The following is a 16,853-nucleotide window of genomic DNA, read 5'->3' as shown; positions in this document are numbered from 1 at the left end:
ACTGGTGAACGTGTTCGACGTGAGTACCTACCTCCGGCGGATCGGCTGCGCCGGCGCCACCGGCGTGGACCTGGAGACGGTGCGGTGGCTGCAGAAGAGCCACCTCATGGCCATTCCCTACAGCAGCCTCGCCTACGGTCTCGAGGCCGCGGTCGACGTCGTCGATCTCGACGAGGACGCCGTCTTCGAAACCAGCATCGCGCAAGGCCGGGGCGGCGCCTGCTACCACCTGAACCGGCTGTTCCACCGGCTCCTGACCGAGCTGGGCTACGACGTCACGCCGCTCGCGGGCAGCACCACCGAAGGCCGGGAGACCTTCGGCACCGAGGTCGAGCACATGTTCAACCTGGTCACCCTGGAGGGCGTCCGGTGGTTGGTCGACGTCGGCTACCCCGGGCCCACCTACCTGGAGCCGCTGCCGGTGACCGCCGCCGTGCAGACCCAGTACGGCAGCCAGTTCCGGCTGGTGCCGCAGGAATCCGGGTACGCGCTGCAACGCCGGGGCGCGGTCACCCGCTGGAGCGGCGTGTACACGTTCACGACCGAACCCCGGCAGTGGAGCGACTGGAAGGAGCTGGAGGACAACTTCCGGGCGCTGGTGGGGGACACCGGACGCGGCGACCGGCAGGAGGTTTTGTGCGGCCGGGCGTTCGGCCACGGCCAGGTGTTCCTGCGCCAGCGCCGGTACCTCACGGTCCGCGACGGCCGCGAGCAGGTGCGCACGATCACCGACGACGACGAGCACCGGGCGCTCGTGGACCACGTGCTGTCCGGCGAGCTCGGCTGAACCGGGAAGGGGAAGACGATGACGGAAAGGGACGGCCCGCTGCCGCGGTTCGGCCGCCGGTGCCCGCACCACCACCGCCCGCACTTCGGGTTCGGCCACGGCGGCGGGAGTGTGCCCCGGAACGCCGACCTGCGGACCGGTCCGCAGGTCCGGGAGAAGGCGCCGTGACGACGACGATCCCGGTACGCCTGGGCGAACGCTCCTACGACGTGCTCGTCGGCCCCGGAGTGCGGAAGTCGCTGGCCGGGGTGATCCGGCGGCTCGGCGCCCGGCGCGCCGCCGTGGTGTCGGCCCGCCCGCCGGAGTGGGTGCCCGACACCGGCGTCGAAACGCTGCTGCTGGCGGCGCGCGACGGCGAGCCGGACAAGCGACTGTCCACAGTGGAAGACCTGTGCGGTGAGTTCGCCCGGTTCGGGCTGACCCGCTCCGACGTCGTCGTGTCGTGCGGCGGCGGCACCACCACCGACGTCGTGGGCCTGGCCGCCGCGCTGTACCACCGGGGCGTCGCCGTGGTCCACCTGCCGACCTCGCTGCTCGCCCAGGTGGACGCCAGCGTCGGCGGCAAGACGGCGGTGAACCTGCCCGCGGGCAAGAACCTGGCCGGGGCCTACTGGCAGCCCAGCGCGGTGCTGTGCGACACGGACTACCTGAGCACCCTGCCCCGGCGCGAGGTGCTCAACGGGCTCGGCGAGATCGCCCGCTGCCACTTCATCGGCGCGCCCGACCTGCGCGGGCGCTCGCTGCCGGAGCAGATCGCCGCCAGCGTCACCCTCAAGGCGAGCGTCGTGGAGCGGGACGAACGGGACACCGGGCTGCGGCACCGGCTCAACTACGGCCACACGCTGGGGCACGCGCTGGAGATCGCCACCGATTTCGCCCTGCGCCACGGGGAGGCGGTGGCCATCGGCACGGTCTTCGCGGGCCGGCTGGCGGGCGCGCTGGGCCGGATCGACGAGGCCGGCGTGGCCGAACACCTCGAAGTCGTGCGCCACTACGGCCTGCCCACGGCGCTGCCCGCCGGGGTCGAACCGGCGGTGCTGCTCCGGCAGATGCACCGGGACAAGAAGGCGATCACCGGGCTGGCTTTCGTCCTGTCCGGGCCCCGGGGGGCGGAGCTGGTGAGCGACGTGCCGGAGGCCGTGGTCACGCGCGTGCTGGGTGAGATGCCCCGCAAGCCGCTGGCGGAGCTGATCGGCGGCCAACCGGGCGGGGTCCCGGCGACCGATGCGGCGCCGGCGTGAGGCGGCTGCGGCCCGGAACGGGTCACCTCCGCGCGGTGGACCGCGAGCTGGCCCGCCGGCTGGACGAGGCGCTGGCCCGGCCCGCCGCGCAGCAGCCGAGCTGGCCGGACCCGGCGCGGGTGGCGGAGGTGCTCGGGCACCTGGACGAGGTCGAGCCGATCGTCGAGCCGGCGGAGACCGCGCGGCTGGCGGACCGGCTCGCGGCGGTCGCCCGCGGCGAGGCGTTCCTGCTGCAGGGCGGCGACTGCGCGGAGACCTTCGCCGGCAACACCGAACCGCACCTGCGGGCCAACCTGCGGGTGCTGGCGCGGATGGCGGAGGTGCTGGCCGAAGGGGCCGGCCTGCCGGTGGTCCGGATCGCCCGGATGGCCGGGCAGTACGCCAAACCGCGGTCCCACCCCGTCGACGCGCTGGGGCTGCCGGTCTACCGCGGCGACATCGTCAACTCCCCGGAACCCACGCTCGCCGCCCGGACCCCCGACCCGCGCCGGATGCTCCAGGCCCACGCCGACGCGAGCCGCGCGATGCACCTGGTCCGCGCGGCCGGTGAGGTCTTCGTCAGCCACGAACTGCTCCTGCTCGACTACGAGCGGGCCGGGCTGTGGGCCGACACCGGCGGCCCGCAACCGCGGCTGTCGAGCGGGCTGGCGCACTTCCTGTGGATCGGGGAGCGCACCCGGCAGCTCGACGGGGCCCACGTCGCCTTCGCGGAGCTGCTGGCCAACCCGATCGGCCTCAAACTCGGCCCGAGCGTGACCCCCGAACTGGCCGTCGAGTACGTCGAGCGCTTCGACCCGCACCGCACGCCGGGACGGTTGACCCTGGTCAGCCGGATGGGCCACCGGCTGGTCCGCGACGTCCTGCCGCCGATCGTGGAGAAGGTCACCGCGTCCGGGCACGAGGTGGTCTGGCAGTGCGACCCGATGCACGGCAACACCTACCGGTCGGGCAACGGGTACAAGACCCGGCACTTCGACCAGGTGCTCGACGAGCTCGCCGGCTTCGTCGAGGTCCACCGCGAGCTCGGCACCCACCCCGGCGGCATCCACGTCGAGGTGACCGGCGAGGACGTGACGGAGTGCCTCGGCGGGTCCCCGGCCGTGGCCGAGCCCGAACTGCCCGCCCGCTACCGGACCGCCTGCGACCCGCGGCTCAACGCCGGGCAGTCGGTGCAGCTCGCCCGGTCCGTCGCGCGGCTGCTGGCGGACCGGCGCGCGGCCGTCCCGGAGGGTCTGCGATGACGGAAACCGTTGCACCGCAGGGAAATCATCCGATCAGCGGAAGCACCCGGCTGTACGTCGTCCTGGGGGACCCGGTGACCCAGGTGCAATCGCCGGCGCTGCTGAACCCGCTGTTCGCGCGGTGGGGGATGGACGCCGTGCTGGTTCCGGTGCACGCCGAGCCCGAGCGCCTCGAACGGGTCGTGCGCGGGCTGCAGGACGCCGGCAACGTCGACGGCATCTTCGTCACCGTGCCGCACAAGCCGGCCGCGGCCGGGCTGGCCGACCGCCGCAGCCCGATGGTCGAGGTCACCGGCAGCGCCAACGCGCTCCGGCGGGAAGCGGACGGCCGCTGGTACGCGGAGAACTTCGACGGCCTCGGTTTCGTGGCCGGGCTGGTGGCCGCGGGCCACGATCCGAACCGCGAGCGGGTGGCGCTGGTCGGCGCGGGCGGTGCGGGCAGCGCGATCGCGGCCGCGCTGCTCGCCGCCGGGGTCGAGCGGCTGGCGGTGTGCGACCCGGACACCGCGAAACTGGAGGCGCTGCGCACCCGGCTGGACGCGCACTGGCCGGGCCGGACCCGCACCTCGGCCGCCCCGGACACCGAGGGGGCCGGGCTCGTCGTGAACGCCACCCCGCTCGGGCTGGCCCCCGGCGACCCGCTGCCGTTCCGGCCGGACCGGCTGGCGCCGGGCCGGGTGGTGGCCGACATCATCATGCACCCCCGGGAAACGCGGCTCCTGCGCGAAGCGGCGGAACTCGGCCACCACGTCCACTGTGGAATCCACATGCTCGACGGGCAGGTCGACGCTTATCGCGCATTCTTCGGATTCGCCCCGCCGGTCCGGGCGACTACCAGGGCGGGGGATGTGGTCCGGCGCGCACCGGCATAACCTGGTGGGCGAGCCGAAAGGCGCAATTCCCGGTGGGGTCCCGCTCGTTTCCGCCTTTCTCGGCGAAACCGGGAACGGAGATTCGGAGAGTAATGGACGCGCGTCAGCCCGCGGAAGTCCCGCAGTCACCCTCGTACGACGAGTCCACTTGGGCCGATCTGGTGCACTCCTTCGAAAGCGGGTGCACCGGCGGCGGTGGTACCGAGCGGGCGAACCCGGCCGCGAACGGGACGAACGCGGTGGATCTCGTCATGCAATGCCTGCTGGACTCCTATCGTGCCGTTTTCGGTCTTTGGTGATTCCCGCACTACCAGGGCAAGGGATGTCGAAGCGGCGTTCGTCGTTCACGCTTTCCTCGATGGCACCCCACCCCAGGTGACCCCCAGTGGAGATTCGGAGAGAAATGAACGCGCGACAGGCACCGGTTTTTCCCCAATGGCCGCAATACGGTGAGGCCGAACGAGAAGGACTGATCCGCGCGCTGGAGCAGGGCCTGTGGTGGCGGATGGGCGGCGACGAGGTCAACTCGTTCGAGCGCGAGTTCGGCGAGTACCACGGCGCCGAGCACACGCTGGCCGTCACGAACGGCACCCAGGCCCTCGAACTCGCCCTCCAGTGCATGGAAGTCGGCCCGGGCACCGAGGTCATCGTGCCGGCCTTCACCTTCATCTCCTCCTCCCAGGCGGCTCAGCGGCTCGGCGCGGTCGCGGTGCCGGTCGACGTCGACCCGGAGACCTACTGCATCGACGTCGAGGCCGCCGCGGCCGCGGTCACCCCGCGCACCAAGGCGATCATGCCGGTGCACATGGCCGGCCTGATGTCGGACATGGACGCCCTCGCGAAGCTCTCCGCCGACACCGGCGTGCAGATCCTCCAGGACGCCGCGCACGCGCACGGCGCCCGCTGGCAGGGCAAGCGGGTCGGCGAGCTGGGCACGGTCGCCACCTTCAGCTTCCAGAACGGCAAGCTGATGACCGCGGGCGAGGGCGGCGCGGTGCTGTTCCCGGAGCAGGAGATGCACGAGCGCGCCTTCCTCCGGCACAGCTGCGGCCGCCCGAAGAACGACACCCGGTACTTCCACCTGATCGCCGGGTCCAACATGCGGCTCAACGAGTTCTCGGCGTCCGTGCTGCGGGCGCAGCTGGCCCGCCTCGACGACCAGATCGCGCTGCGGGACGAGCGCTGGACGCTGCTGTCCCGCCTGCTCGGGTCCATCGACGGCGTCGTCCCGCAGAGCGACGACCCCCGCGCCGACCGCAAATCGCACTACATGGCGATGTTCCGCCTCCCCGGGATCACCGAGCAGCGGCGCAACGCGCTGGTCGAACGGCTGGTCGCCGCCGGCCTGCCCGCCTTCGCCGGGTTCCGCGCGGTCTACCGCACCGACGCCTTCTGGGAGATCGGCGCGCCGGACGAGTCCCTCGAAGCCATCGCGAAGCGCTGCCCCAACTCCGAAGCCATCAACCAGGACTGCGTCTGGCTGCACCACCGCCTGCTGCTGGCCGGTGAAGCGGAAATGCACGCGACCGCCGAGATCATCGCCGACGCGGTAGCCGTCGCATGAGCGTCCGCGTGGCCGTGGTGGGGCTCGGCTGGGCCGGCCGGGAGCTGTGGCTGCCCCGGCTGCGCGAGCACGCGGACTTCGAAGTGGTCGCCGCCGTCGACGCCTGTGCGGCTTCGCGGGAGGCGTTCGCCCCGGCGAACGGCACCGCCGTGCACGCGAGCGTGGACGCGCTGCGGGCCCGCGAGGTCGACCTGGCGGTCGTCGCGGTGCCCAACCACCTGCACGCCGAGGTGGCGGGCGCGCTGCTCGCCGGCGGGATCCCGGTGTTCCTGGAGAAGCCGGTGTGCCTGACCTCGGACGAGGTCGGCATGCTGGCCGCGGCCGAGCGCAGCGGCGGGATGCTGCTGGCCGGCAGCGCCGCCCGGTTCCGCGGTGACGTCGGCACGCTGGCCCGGATCGTGCCGGACCTCGGCGACGTCCGGCACGTCGACCTGGCCTGGGTCCGCTCGCGCGGGGTGCCGCAGGCCGCCTGGTTCACCCAGCGCGACAAGGCCGGCGGCGGGGTGCTGTTCGACCTCGGCTGGCACCTGCTCGACACGCTGGCGTTCCTGCTCCGCCCGAGCCGGTTCACCCAGGTCACCGGCGTGACGTCGGACGACTTCGTCAACGCCGGCGCCTGGAGCGCGGCCTGGCGCAAGGAAGACCTCTCCGCCGGCACCGGTGACACCGCCGATGTCGAGGACACCGCGCGCGGATTCCTGGTCCGCGACGACGGCGTCTCGGTCTCGTTGCGGGCGAGCTGGGCTTCGCACCTGGCCAAGGACGTCACCCTGATCCGGGTCGAGGGCAGCGCCGGGGTGGCGGAACTGCGGTGCACGTTCGGGTTCAGCCCCAACCGGCAGCCCGCACCCGTGCTGACGCTCACCAGCGAGGGCGCGACCACCGAGGTCCCCCTGCCCGTCGAGCCGATCGGGGTGGAGTACGACCGGCAGCTGGACGGGCTCGCCGTGCGGCTGGCCGATCCCGGCAACCGCGGCGTCGCCGTCGCCGAAGCCCGGCCGATCGTCCGGCTGATCGAGAACTTCTACGCCTCGGCGCGCAACCCGCGTCCGGAACCGGCGTACCAGTAGAAAGGGTGCTCCATGGCGTTCCCGATCGTCGACCGGCCCGGCATCGAAGCCGATCCTTCGGTGCCGGCCCGGCACGCGGTCATCTTCGACCTGGACGGAGTGGTCGTCGACAGCTTCGCGGTGATGAGCGAGGCCTTCGCCATCGCCTACGCCGAAGTCGTCGGCGACGGCCCCGCGCCGTTCGAGGAGTACCGCCGGCACCTCGGCCGCTACTTCCCCGACATCATGCGGATCATGGACCTGCCGCCGGAGATGGAGGAGCCGTTCGTCCGGGAGAGCTACCGCCTCGCGGACCAGGTCGAGGTGTTCGACGGCGTGGTCGAGCTGCTGGTGACCCTGCGCTCGCGCGGGCTGCGGCTGGCCATCGCCACCGGCAAGACCGGGGCCCGGGCCCGGGCGCTGCTCGACCAGCTCGGCCTGCTCCCGTTCTTCGAGCACGTGATCGGCTCCGACGAGGTCGCCCGGCCCAAGCCCGCCCCGGACATGGTGGAGCTCGCGCTGGACCGGCTGGGCGTGCCGGCCGAACGGGCCGTCATGGTCGGGGACGCGCCGACCGACCTGGCCAGCGCGCGGGGCGCGGGGGTCGTTTCGGTCGCCGCGCTGTGGGCGCCGCCGGACGACGTGGGCGAGCTGCTCGCCGCCGGGCCCGACGTGGTGCTCCAGCGGCCGGCGGACCTCCTCGCCCTCTGCCCGGCCCTGCCCGGCCGCTGAGGCCGGTGGACCACTACCTCGGGGTCGACGTCGGCGGCACGAAGGTCGCCTTCCGGGTCGAGACCGAAGACGGCCGCGTCGAAGAGACGTCGTTCGGCTGGGCGCCGCGGCACAGCGCCGGCCGGGACCTCGCCCAGCTCGCCACCCACGTGACCGGGCTGCGGGCCAGGTTCGGCCCGCCCCTGCGCGCGGTCGGCGTCGCCATGCCCGCGACGGTCGCCCCCGACGGCCGGATCACCGTGTGGCCCAGCCGTCCGGAGTGGACCGGGCTCGCGCTCGGCCCGGCGCTGCGCACGCTCTTCCCCGGCTCCGCGGTCGCGTGGGCCGACGACGGCGATCTGGCCGCGCTCGCCGAGGCCCGCGCCGGGGGCTGCGCCGACCTGCTCTACGCCGGGGTCGGCACCGGCATCGGCGGTGGTCTGGTCCGCGGCGGCGAGCTCTGCCCCGGGCCCGGCCGCGGCTCGTTCGAACTCGGCCACGTCGTCGTCGACCTGGACGGCGCGCGGTGCGTGTGCGGCCGTCGCGGCTGCCTCCAAGCCATCGCCTCCGGCCCCGCGACCCTGGCCCGCGCGGCCGAGCTGCGCGGTGCGCCGGTCACCTTCGACGAACTCCGCCAGGGTCTGCGCGACGAGCGGCCGTGGGCCGCCGGCGCCGTGGGCCGGACGGCCCGGGCGCTGGCCGCCGCGGTGACCGGGGTGGGGGAGCTGCTGCACCCGCAGCGGTTCGTGCTCGGCGGCGGTTTCGCGGCCGGCCTCCCCGAGCTCGCCGGGTCGGTGGCCGAGCACCTGGCCGAGCTGGCCCGGCCCGGCCGCCCGGCCCTGCCGGTGCGACCGGCCACCCTGGGCGGCCGGTCGTCGCTGCGCGGCGCGGTGGCCCTGGCCCGGCTGAGCGGCTGAGCGGCGCCTACCAGGTGACCGGGAGCTGGACCAGGCCCTGCACGGCGGCCCCCGGCTTGAACGGGATCTCCGCCGCCGCGGTCGCGAGCCGCAGGTCCGGCAGCCGCTCGAACAGGCTCTGCAGGGCGATCTCCAGGATGGCGCGGGCCAGGTTCTGGCCGAGGCACTGGTGGGCGCCGAACCCGAACGCGACGTGGTTGCGGGTGGGCCGGTGCCAGTCCAGGACGTCCGGCCGGTCCCGCACCTCGTCGTGCCGGTTGAGCACCGAGGTCAGGAAGATGATGCCGTCGTCCTTGCCGATGGTGCGGCCCGCGACCTCGATGTCCTCGGTGGCCACCCGCGTGATGCCGTCGGTGATGGCGAGGTACCGCAGCAGCTCCTCGGCGGCCGCGGGCCACAGCGCCGGGTCGGCCCGGAGCTCGGCCAGCCGTTCGGGGTTGTCCAGCAGCGTGAAGATGCCGAGCGAGAGCATGCTGGCCGTGGTCTCGAAGCCGGCTCCGAGGATGACGATGGTCAGGTCGACCAGGTCCTCCCGGCCCACTTCGCCCTCCGGCGCCGAGACGAGGTCGCCGAACAGCCCCTCGTTCAACCGGTGCCGGTTCGGCCCGGCCAGGTCGAGCAGGTAGGTCCGCAGCTCCCCCATGGCGATGGCGGGGTTCTCGCCGGACAGCATCCGGGTCGTCCGCTCTTCGAAGTAGTCGTGGTCCTCGTACGGCACGCCCAGCAGGTGGCACATCACCATGGACGGCAGCGGCTGGGCGAACGCGGTCACCAGGTCCGCCGGGGCGCCCGTCGCGATCAGCGATCCGAGCACCCGCTCGGCGGTTTCCCGGATGCGCGGGCGCAGGTCGCTGATCCGCCGGTGCGTGAAGCTGGAGATCAGCATCCCGCGCTGGACCTTGTGCACCGGGTCGTCGACACCGACCAGCGGCGGGGTGAACCGGGTGCGGACGCGCCCGATCGCCTCGGTCGTCGCGGGGAACGCCGGGTTGCGCCGGTCGGTGGACAGCCGCGGGTCGGCCAGCAGCCGGCGGGCCTCGGCGTGCCCGCTGATCGCCCAGACCTCGCGGCCGTCGTACAGGGCGACCCGGGAGATCGGGCCCGCTCCGGCCACCTCGCGGTACCCCGCCGGCGGCTCGTACGGGCAGGTCCGGTCCTGGGGGAAGGCGCCGACTCGGGTCCCGGCCTTCTCGGTGGCGGTCATGAACCTTCCCTTCCGGGCGGAGAACCACGCGCTTCGGCGGCGCTGCGCCGGCCGTTTCGCAATGACGATCTTGCAGTGACGATAGGCAAGAGCGACGCGCCGGGCATCCTGCAAGCTGGTAGGCGGGCGGTTGCTATCAGGCCGGGGGATACCCGCCCGGTCCCGCCTGCCCTAGCGTGCCGCTGATGGCGGCTGACCCCTATCTGAGACACCCCCACCTCTCCGGTGACGTGCTCACCTTCATCGCCGAGGACCGGGTGTGGCTGGCCTCGGTGGCGGAAGCGCTCGCGGGCACCGCGACGGCGAGCCGCGTGCCCGGCGCCGGGGGCGAGGGCGCCCCGCGGCCTTCGCTGCCCCGGCTGAACCCGTCGGCGACCCGGCTCGCCTGGACTTCGGTGGTGGGCGGCAACACGGTCGCGTTGCGCGGGGGAGCGCGCGAGGTCTGGTACACCGACATCGCCGGCACCATTGGCACCGCTGGCACCAATGGCACCGACGGCGGCCGGCCCCGGCAGTTGACGCACTGGGCCGACCGCAACACCGCGACCTGCGGGTGGCTCTCCGACACCGAAGTGCTGGCCCGCTCCGGCTACGGCCGCGCGGCCGACCGCCGGGCCTGGATGTTCGCCGTCCCCGTGGCGGGGCCGCCGCGCGAGGTGCCCTGCGGACCCGCCGCGGAGCTCGCGGTGCGCGCCGACGGCGCCCGGCTGGTGGGCACCATGACCGTGTTCGAACCGGTCTACTGGAAGCGCTACCGGGGCGGCTGCGCCGGGCGCCTGTGGTACTCGCCCGGCGGCACCGACTTCGAGCCGGTGCTCTCCTCGCTCGGCGGCAACGTGACCAATCCTATGTGGACCGGTTCGCGGATGGCGTTCCTCTCCGACCACGAGGGGGTCGGCGCCCTGTACTCCGCGGAGGTCGACGGCGAGGACTTGCGCCGGCACGGCGAACTGGGCCCGTTCTACGCGCGCAACGCGACTTCGGACGGCGAGCGGGTGGTCTACGAGCAGGCCGGCCGGCTCTTCCTGCTCGCCTCCGGCGCCGACCGTCCGGTGGAGCTGCGGGTCCGGCTGGCCGGCGCGGGCGAAGGCCGGCGGGCGCGCACCTGGTCCGGGACCACGGCGACAGGCGGCTTCGTGCTCGACCCGACGGGCCGGCACCTGATCGCCGAAGTGCGCGGCACCCTGCACCTGCTGCCGGCCGAGGGTGCTCCCCGGCCGGTGTTCGACGTCCCGGGTGCGCGGGCACGGTTGCCGGTCGTGACCGCCGGCGCCGCGACCGTCGTCTGCGTCAGCGACCAGGGCGGCGAGGAGGGGATCGACGTCCTCGCCCAGGAAGGTTCCCCGCCGCGGCGGCTGGCCCACGGGCAGCTCGGCCGGGCCCGGGAACTGGTCGTCGCCCCGGACGGGAACACCGCCGCGATCGCCACCGATGAGCGGCTGCTGACCCTGGACCTGGCGTCGGGGGAGCTGACCGAGCTGGTCCGGACCGAGCACGGACCCGGCACCGGCCTCGCCTTCTCGCCCGGGTCCGACCTGCTGGCCTGGGCGGAACCGTGGATCTCCCGCGGCCGCAGCCGGATACGGCTCGCCCGCCCGGCGGACGGCCGCGTCGTGGAGGTCACCCACGGCCGGTTCGCCGACGGCTCCCCGGTCTTCACCGCGGACGGCCGGTACCTCGCCTTCCTCTCGGGCAGCACGCTCGACCCCACGGGCCCGACGCTCAACGGACAGCTCCAGCAGGCCGGGTTCGTGCCGGGGGTGCGGCCGCACCTGGTCCCGCTGGACGCTCGGGCGGCATCGCCGTTCGACGCGAGCCACGGCGGCTGGCGGGAAGAGGAACCCGGCGGGGGCGAACCCGGTGCGCTCGAGGTGGACCTCGACGGCGTGGCCGAGCGGGTGGTGCCCTTCCCGGTCGAAGCGGGCGCCTACGAAGGCCTGGTGGCGATCGACGGCGGCGTGGCCTGGGTGGACCGGCCGTCGGTCGGGGTGCTCGGGGAGGCCGCCCGGCACGCCCCCGGCCCGGCCCCGGTGCCGCGGCTGGTGGGCTACCGGTTCGCCGACGCGAGCCGGCCGACCCTGCTGGCCAAGGCCACCGGCGAGCACTCGGTCACCGCGAACGGCCGTCACCTGGCGTACCGCGTCGGCGGTGCCGTGCACGTCGCGACCACCGGTGACGATCGCGCCGAGCGCGTCGTCGACCTCGGGGCGATCTCGGTGACGACGGACCCGGCCGCCGAGTGGGGCCAGATGTTCGACGAGTCCTGGCGGCTGGTGCGGGACCGGTACTGGCGGTCCGACGTCGACGGCGTCGACTGGCCGGCGATCGGCGCCCGCTACCGGGGGCTGCTGGACCGGATCGGCTGCGCCCACGACCTGTTCGACGTGATCATGGAGATGCACGGTGAGCTCAGCGTCTCGCACGTCGGCGTGTTCTTCCTCGGCGGCCAGGGCCGCCCCGCGCCGCCGCCCGGGTACCTCGGCGCGGACCTGGCCGCCGCGGCGGGCGGCTGGCGGATCGAGCGGCTGCTGACCGGGGACGTCTCCTCGGCCATGCACCGCACCCCGCTGACCGGGCCCGGACCGACCGCGCGGCCCGGGGACGTCATCACCGCCGTGGACGGCGTGCCGGTCGACCCGGCGTACGGACCGCTGCCGCAGCTGGCGGGCAAGGCCGGCCAGCCGGTCAAGCTGACCCTGCACCGCGACGGCGCCGAGTTCCGCCTCGTCGTCGTGCCGACCCCGCACGAACCGCGTCTGCGCCACCACGACCTTACCGTGCGCCGCCGGGCCCAGGTGGCCGAACGGACCGGCGACCGCGTCGGCTACCTGCGGATCATCGACATGGTCGCGGCCGGCTGGGCCGACCTCAACCGCGACCTGAGCGGCGCGCTCGAACGGACCGGGCTGATCCTCGACCTGCGGGGCAACCACGGTGGCGATCTGCACCCCCTCCTCGACTTGCTCACCCGGCGGGTCACCGGCTGGCACCGGCCGCGGTTCGCCCAGCCCTACACCTGGCCCTACGACACGGTGCGCGGCCGGGTGGCGGTGCTCGTCGACGAGTTCACGACCTGCGGCCCGGAGAACCTCGTCGTGTCGCTGCAACTGCTGGGCGCCGCGACGCTCGTGGGCCGCCGGACCCACGGCTCGATGACCGGCTCGATCCCGGCCGACCAGGCCCTCCTGGACGGTTCGCGGGTCTCGCAGCCGACGGTGTCGAAGTGGTGGGACGGCCCCGGCTGGCTCGACGGCCACGGCGTCACGCCCGACGTCGAGGTGGACATCGCGCCCCAGGACTGGGTCGCGGGCCGGGACCCGCAGCTCGACGCGGCGATCGACCTCGTGCTGGAGTCGCTGGAGCGCGACGGCTACCCCGTCCCGCCGGACCAGGGCCCGCCGACCGGGGGCCGCGTTCCCCGCTGAGCCACCGTTACCCACGTTGGTGATGTCCCCCGGCAGCGGCCTGGGCCAGACTGGGTTCCCCCCGGCGGGGCCGGTGCGCGCCGATGTCCACTGTGGACTTAACGGGGGCCGGCCCGGACCAAGGAGCGCTGATGGAGGTCATCGGAAGCGGTTTCCTCGCCGGCCGCTTCGCGGACCTCGCGGGATCCCGCCCCGGGGTCGTGGTCGCCGCGTTCGGGGTGTCGGTCGCCTCCGGGATCCCCGAAGCCGACTTCACCCGGGAAGCCACCCGCCTGTACGAGCTGATCCGCCGCTGCGAGCGGCGGGAGGAGAAGCTGGTGTTCTTCTCCACCGCCTCGGCGGCGATGTACGCGGTCCCCGGGGAGCCGGGCCGGGAGGACGGGCCGGTCTTCCCCTCGACCGCCTACGGCCGGCACAACCTGACCCTGGAGGCGGTCCTCGCCGCCTCTCGCGTCGACTACCTGGCCCTGCGGCTGGCCCACGTCGTCGGGCCCGCGCAGCACGCGCGGATGCTGGTGCCCAGCCTGGTGCGGCAGATCCAGTCGGGCGCGGTCCGGCTCTACCGCGGGGCGCGCCGGGACCTCGTCGACGTCGACGACCTGGTCGACCTCACCGACCGGCTGCTCGCCACGGGCGTCAGCCGCACGGTGGTCAACGTCGCCACCGGCTCGGCGGTGCCGGTCGAACGGATCGTCGACCACCTCGAAGCCGAACTCGGGGTCACGGCCGACCGCGCGTACGTCAGCGAAGCGACGAGCCAGCCGGTGTCGGTCGCCCGGCTGCGCCACCTTGTACCGGAGGCCGCCCGGATCGGCGGCGAGGACTACTACCGGGACGTGCTCGGCAAGTACTTCCGGGAGTACGCCGCCACGACCGCCGCCGCCGGCTGAGCCGCCGCCCCTCCACCCCCAGGGACTACCGTCATGACCTTCGCCGCAGCAGCCCAGCGACCGTCCGACGAGGCGCTCCCGGTCCGGCTCGGCCGGCCGGGCGAGCCCGACGCGTTCTACACCCAGCTGGGCCGGACCGGCCTGCGGATCAGCCGGCTCGCCCTGGGCACCGTGAACTTCGGCGGCCGGGTCGGGGAGCCGGAGGCCCACCGGCTCATGGACCACGCGCTGGCGCGCGGGGTCAACTTCGTCGACACCGCGAACATGTACGGCTGGCGGGTCCACAAGGGGTACACCGAAGAAGTCATCGGGCGGTGGCTGGCGGCGAGCCCCGCCCGCCGCGACGAAGTCGTCCTGGCCACCAAGGTGGGCAACGAGATGGGCCCCGGACTGCACGATCAGGGCCTGTCCGCGCGCCACATCGTCGCCGCCTGCGAGGGCTCCCTGCGTCGGCTGGGCACGGACTGGATCGACCTCTACCAGATGCACCGGGTCGACCACACCAGCAGCTGGGACGAGGTGTGGCAGGCCATGGAGCAGCTCGTCGCGCAGGGCAAGGTCCGGTACGTCGGCTCGTCGAACTTCGCGGGCTGGAACCTCGCCGCCGCCCAGGAAACCGCGCGCAGCCGGCACTTCCTCGGGGTGGTGGCCGAACAGTGCGGGTACAACCTCGTGACGCGGTACCCGGAGCTGGAGGTGCTGCCCGCGGCCCGGGCCTACCGCATCGCGGTGTTCGTCTGGTCCCCGCTGCACGGCGGTCTGCTCGGCGGCGTCCTGCGCAAGCTCGCCGACGGGACCGCGGTCAAGTCCGCGCAGGGCCGCGCGGCCGCCGCGCTCGACGACCGCCGCGAGACCATCGCGGCCTACGAGGACCTGTGCGGCGAAATCGGCCGGGAACCCGCCCAGGTCGGGCTCGCGTGGGTGCTGTCGCGCCCCGGGGTGACCGGGGTGGTCATCGGGCCGCGCACCGAAGAGCACGTCGACGGCGCGATCGAAGCGCTGGAGAAGCCGCTGGCGGAGTCCGAACTCTCCGCGCTCGAGCGCCTGTTCCCCCCGGTCGGTGGCGGCGGGCCCGCGCCGCACGCCTGGATTTCTTGACGCTGAAGGGAAAACGCATGACCGAGCACAAGAACCCGCGGATCCTGCCGCACGAGTCGCCGGTGGAGAAGGAGGTCCGGGAGCGGCTCACCAAGCTGCTGACCGAGACGCCGATGCCGCCGGTGTACCTGATCGACAACCTCCCGGTGTACCTGCGGCGCCACCAGCTCGCCGACCTGCTGACGATGGACGCGCTCTACCGGGAGCTGGTCGACCTCCCCGGCGTGATCATGGAGTTCGGCGTGCTGCACGGCCGCCACCTCGCGACCCTGGCCGCACTGCGCGGCATCCACGAGCCGTACAACTCCTTCCGGCGGATCATCGGCTTCGACACCTTCACCGGGTTCCCGGACCTGTCCGAGGTCGACGAGGTGAGCCCGAGCGCAGCGGTCGGCCGGTTCGCCGTCCCCGCCGACGAAGTGGACCACCTGCGCGAGGTGCTGGCCGCGCACGAAGCGGGCGACCCCGTGTCGCACGTCCAGCGCACGTTCGTCGTGCAGGGCGACGTCCGGGAGACAGTGCCCCGGTACCTGGCGGAGAACCCCGAGACGGTGATCGGCCTGGCCTTCTTCGACCTCGACCTCTACGAGCCGACCCGCGAGGTGTTCGAGGCGATCCGGCCGCACCTGAGCAAGGGCAGCATCCTCGCCTTCGACGAGCTCGGGCACCCGCGGTGGCCCGGTGTCACCGCCGCGCTGCGCGAGACGCTGGGCCTGGAGAACCTGAAGCTGCGGCAGCTACCGCACCGGGAGCAGCCGGTGATCTACGCCAAGTGGGGGGCGAGTGACCCGCCGCGGGAGGGCGCGCCGCGGCGCGCCCTCCGGCGGGTTTCCTCAGCGGCCGGGCCCGCTGTAGGTCCGGTTGACGGTCACCGCCGACACGCTCACGAACCCGTCGAACAGGGCCTTCGTGTCGCTGCCGGCCTCGAACACCGGCGGCGGCGTCACGGCTCGGTAGGAGAGCTGGTAGGTCCCGTCGCCGGTGGCGGTGTAGGTGACCGCCCCCTGCGACACGCGCCCCACCGACGTCCAGCGCACCGGAGACGGCGCGGACCCGGGCTGCACGTCCGGCTGGTTCACGTTCACCAGGACCATGTCCCGCACGAACGTCCACAGCCGGGGCTGGGCGAGCAACCGGACGACGACGTCGGCCGCGGCCGCGTAGGTGGCGTCCGTCGGCGGCGGGGTGACGCGCGTTCCGGCGCTGACCGCCACGGCGGGCACGCCCCGCTCGATCGCGACCGTGGCCGCGCCGATCGTGCCGGAGCCGTTGATCGCGAAGTCCGTGTTCGGCCCCGAGTTGATCCCGGACACGACCAGGTCCGGTCCGTTGCTCCAGCCGAGCCGTTGCGGCAGCACGGCGGTCAGCGCGATGTCGACCGCGTCCGCCGGAGTCACCGACGGGCTGTCGGCGGCGCACGGCGTGCTGCTCTGGCAGGCCCCCAGGACCAGCCCGTGCCCGGGCGCGTTCGCGCAGTCGGCGGCGAATTCCGCCGGCACGGCCGTCGGCGGCGCGGTGGCCACCTGGAAGGCCCCGGAAACGGCCCGGCTGCGCCCGCTCTGCTGCGCCCACGGCCCGACGACGGCCACGTCGGCCCCGGCGCGGCACAGCGCCTGCCGGAGCACGTAGAGGCCCCGCCCGTCCGTTCCGGTGGGTTTCGCGGCTTGCACCGAGTCGTCGTTGACCAGCACGACCTTCTTGCCCACCAGCGAAACCGGCTGCCCGTCGCGTGCGACGGCCTGCGCCGGCACCGCGGTCGCCGCGACCACCGCCGCCGCTGCCGCGACCCGCAAAGCCCTGAACCGCATGCTCACCTCTCCCTTGTCGATCGCGGCGGTGGACCGCCGCGCTCCG

15 protein-coding genes and 1 pseudogene are annotated in these 16,853 nt (G+C 73.9%); 13 read left to right on the top strand and 3 right to left on the bottom strand.

The genetic code is table 11. From position 1 onward, the window contains the following. The first annotated feature begins 4 nt into the window (after positions 1–4). Genes NYF13_RS02450 through NYF13_RS02430 form a run of 5 tightly spaced genes read left to right on the top strand, consistent with a single transcriptional unit; the run spans position 5 to position 4,141 of the window. Positions 5–787 carry an arylamine N-acetyltransferase gene (locus NYF13_RS02450; RefSeq protein ID WP_315653842.1) on the top strand — a complete coding sequence of 261 codons (783 nt, stop codon included), beginning with the start codon at positions 5–7 and terminating at the stop codon, positions 785–787. Between the two features lie 18 nt (positions 788–805). After that, entirely contained in the window at positions 806–955 is a 150-nt protein-coding gene (locus NYF13_RS02445) for a hypothetical protein (protein ID WP_315653841.1), read from the top strand. Next, positions 952–2,028, top strand: a complete 1,077-nt coding sequence (locus NYF13_RS02440; protein WP_315653840.1) for a 3-dehydroquinate synthase family protein — start codon at positions 952–954, stop codon at positions 2,026–2,028. Before NYF13_RS02445 ends, NYF13_RS02440 begins: the two co-directional genes overlap by 4 nt. Beyond that, on the top strand, positions 2,025–3,269 hold the full coding sequence (locus NYF13_RS02435) for a 3-deoxy-7-phosphoheptulonate synthase (RefSeq protein ID WP_396286411.1): 1,245 nt from the start codon (positions 2,025–2,027) through the stop codon (positions 3,267–3,269). Before NYF13_RS02440 ends, NYF13_RS02435 begins: the two co-directional genes overlap by 4 nt. Continuing rightward, positions 3,266–4,141, top strand: coding sequence for a ThiF family adenylyltransferase (locus tag NYF13_RS02430; RefSeq protein ID WP_315653838.1), 876 nt, complete (start codon positions 3,266–3,268; stop codon positions 4,139–4,141). Before NYF13_RS02435 ends, NYF13_RS02430 begins: the two co-directional genes overlap by 4 nt. 103 nt (positions 4,142–4,244) lie before the next feature. On the opposite strand, the gene NYF13_RS02425 is transcribed toward NYF13_RS02430, so the two are convergent. Further along, positions 4,245–4,394, bottom strand: coding sequence for a hypothetical protein (locus NYF13_RS02425; protein ID WP_315653837.1), 150 nt, complete (start codon positions 4,392–4,394; stop codon positions 4,245–4,247). Positions 4,395–4,544: 150 nt separating this feature from the next. Here NYF13_RS02425 and rifK point away from each other — a divergent pair, with 150 nt between their 5' ends. From rifK to NYF13_RS02405, 4 genes are read left to right on the top strand one after another with little or no spacing between them, the layout of a single operon-like run. Further along, positions 4,545–5,705 carry a 3-amino-5-hydroxybenzoate synthase gene (gene rifK / locus NYF13_RS02420; protein ID WP_315653836.1) on the top strand — a complete coding sequence of 387 codons (1,161 nt, stop codon included), beginning with the start codon at positions 4,545–4,547 and terminating at the stop codon, positions 5,703–5,705. Further along, the gene (locus NYF13_RS02415; RefSeq protein WP_315653835.1) at positions 5,702–6,775 is read left to right on the top strand and encodes a Gfo/Idh/MocA family oxidoreductase; all 1,074 of its coding nucleotides are present in this window, start codon (positions 5,702–5,704) and stop codon (positions 6,773–6,775) included. The genes rifK and NYF13_RS02415 overlap by 4 nt, the downstream gene beginning before the upstream one ends. Positions 6,776–6,787: 12 nt before the next feature. Then, positions 6,788–7,486 (top strand): HAD-IA family hydrolase, encoded by a 699-nt coding sequence (locus NYF13_RS02410; RefSeq protein ID WP_315653834.1) that lies wholly within the window; start codon positions 6,788–6,790, stop codon positions 7,484–7,486. Between the two features lie 5 nt (positions 7,487–7,491). Beyond that, complete coding sequence (locus tag NYF13_RS02405; protein WP_315653832.1) at positions 7,492–8,382, top strand: ROK family protein; 891 nt, start codon at positions 7,492–7,494, stop codon at positions 8,380–8,382. Positions 8,383–8,389: 7 nt separating this feature from the next. On the opposite strand, the gene NYF13_RS02400 is transcribed toward NYF13_RS02405, so the two are convergent. Next, a complete protein-coding gene (locus NYF13_RS02400) occupies positions 8,390–9,586 on the bottom strand; it encodes a cytochrome P450 (protein ID WP_315653831.1) in 1,197 nt (398 codons plus the stop codon). A 185-nt stretch (positions 9,587–9,771) separates the two neighbouring features. Between NYF13_RS02400 and NYF13_RS02395 the strand changes: the two genes are divergently transcribed. The 4 genes and pseudogenes from NYF13_RS02395 to NYF13_RS36655 all read left to right on the top strand — a co-directional run. Further along, on the top strand, positions 9,772–13,011 hold the full coding sequence (locus NYF13_RS02395) for a PDZ domain-containing protein (protein WP_315653830.1): 3,240 nt from the start codon (positions 9,772–9,774) through the stop codon (positions 13,009–13,011). Between the two features lie 131 nt (positions 13,012–13,142). Further along, positions 13,143–13,901 carry an NAD-dependent epimerase/dehydratase family protein gene (locus tag NYF13_RS02390; protein ID WP_315653829.1) on the top strand — a complete coding sequence of 253 codons (759 nt, stop codon included), beginning with the start codon at positions 13,143–13,145 and terminating at the stop codon, positions 13,899–13,901. A gap of 33 nt (positions 13,902–13,934) precedes the next feature. Next, positions 13,935–14,999: an aldo/keto reductase gene (locus NYF13_RS02385; RefSeq protein ID WP_315653828.1), complete on the top strand. Its 1,065-nt coding sequence runs from the start codon at positions 13,935–13,937 to the stop codon at positions 14,997–14,999. Positions 15,000–15,016: 17 nt separating this feature from the next. Further along, a pseudogene (locus tag NYF13_RS36655) lies at positions 15,017–15,646 on the top strand (class I SAM-dependent methyltransferase); the annotation flags it as partial. 186 nt (positions 15,647–15,832) lie between these two features. Here the strand turns inward: NYF13_RS36655 and surE are convergent. After that, positions 15,833–16,807, bottom strand: coding sequence for a 5'/3'-nucleotidase SurE (gene surE / locus NYF13_RS02380; protein ID WP_315653827.1), 975 nt, complete (start codon positions 16,805–16,807; stop codon positions 15,833–15,835). Positions 16,808–16,853: the final 46 nt, after the last annotated feature.

The organism is Amycolatopsis sp. PS_44_ISF1 (genome assembly GCF_032335455.1).
Lineage (GTDB): Bacteria > Actinomycetota > Actinomycetes > Mycobacteriales > Pseudonocardiaceae > Amycolatopsis.
This window is presented reverse-complemented; position numbering and strand designations above follow the sequence as displayed.

Coding starts and splice junctions, on each gene's coding strand:
- NYF13_RS02445 (WP_315653841.1), top strand. CDS start 806: ATGACGGAAAGGGACGGCCCGCTGCCGCGGTTCGGCCGCCGGTGCCCG.
- NYF13_RS02430 (WP_315653838.1), top strand. CDS start 3,266: ATGACGGAAACCGTTGCACCGCAGGGAAATCATCCGATCAGCGGAAGC.
- NYF13_RS02425 (WP_315653837.1), bottom strand. CDS start 4,394: ATGACGAGATCCACCGCGTTCGTCCCGTTCGCGGCCGGGTTCGCCCGC.
- rifK (WP_315653836.1), top strand. CDS start 4,545: ATGAACGCGCGACAGGCACCGGTTTTTCCCCAATGGCCGCAATACGGT.
- NYF13_RS02415 (WP_315653835.1), top strand. CDS start 5,702: ATGAGCGTCCGCGTGGCCGTGGTGGGGCTCGGCTGGGCCGGCCGGGAG.
- NYF13_RS02410 (WP_315653834.1), top strand. CDS start 6,788: ATGGCGTTCCCGATCGTCGACCGGCCCGGCATCGAAGCCGATCCTTCG.
- NYF13_RS02400 (WP_315653831.1), bottom strand. CDS start 9,586: ATGACCGCCACCGAGAAGGCCGGGACCCGAGTCGGCGCCTTCCCCCAG.
- NYF13_RS02395 (WP_315653830.1), top strand. CDS start 9,772: ATGGCGGCTGACCCCTATCTGAGACACCCCCACCTCTCCGGTGACGTG.
- NYF13_RS02390 (WP_315653829.1), top strand. CDS start 13,143: ATGGAGGTCATCGGAAGCGGTTTCCTCGCCGGCCGCTTCGCGGACCTC.
- NYF13_RS02385 (WP_315653828.1), top strand. CDS start 13,935: ATGACCTTCGCCGCAGCAGCCCAGCGACCGTCCGACGAGGCGCTCCCG.
- surE (WP_315653827.1), bottom strand. CDS start 16,807: ATGCGGTTCAGGGCTTTGCGGGTCGCGGCAGCGGCGGCGGTGGTCGCG.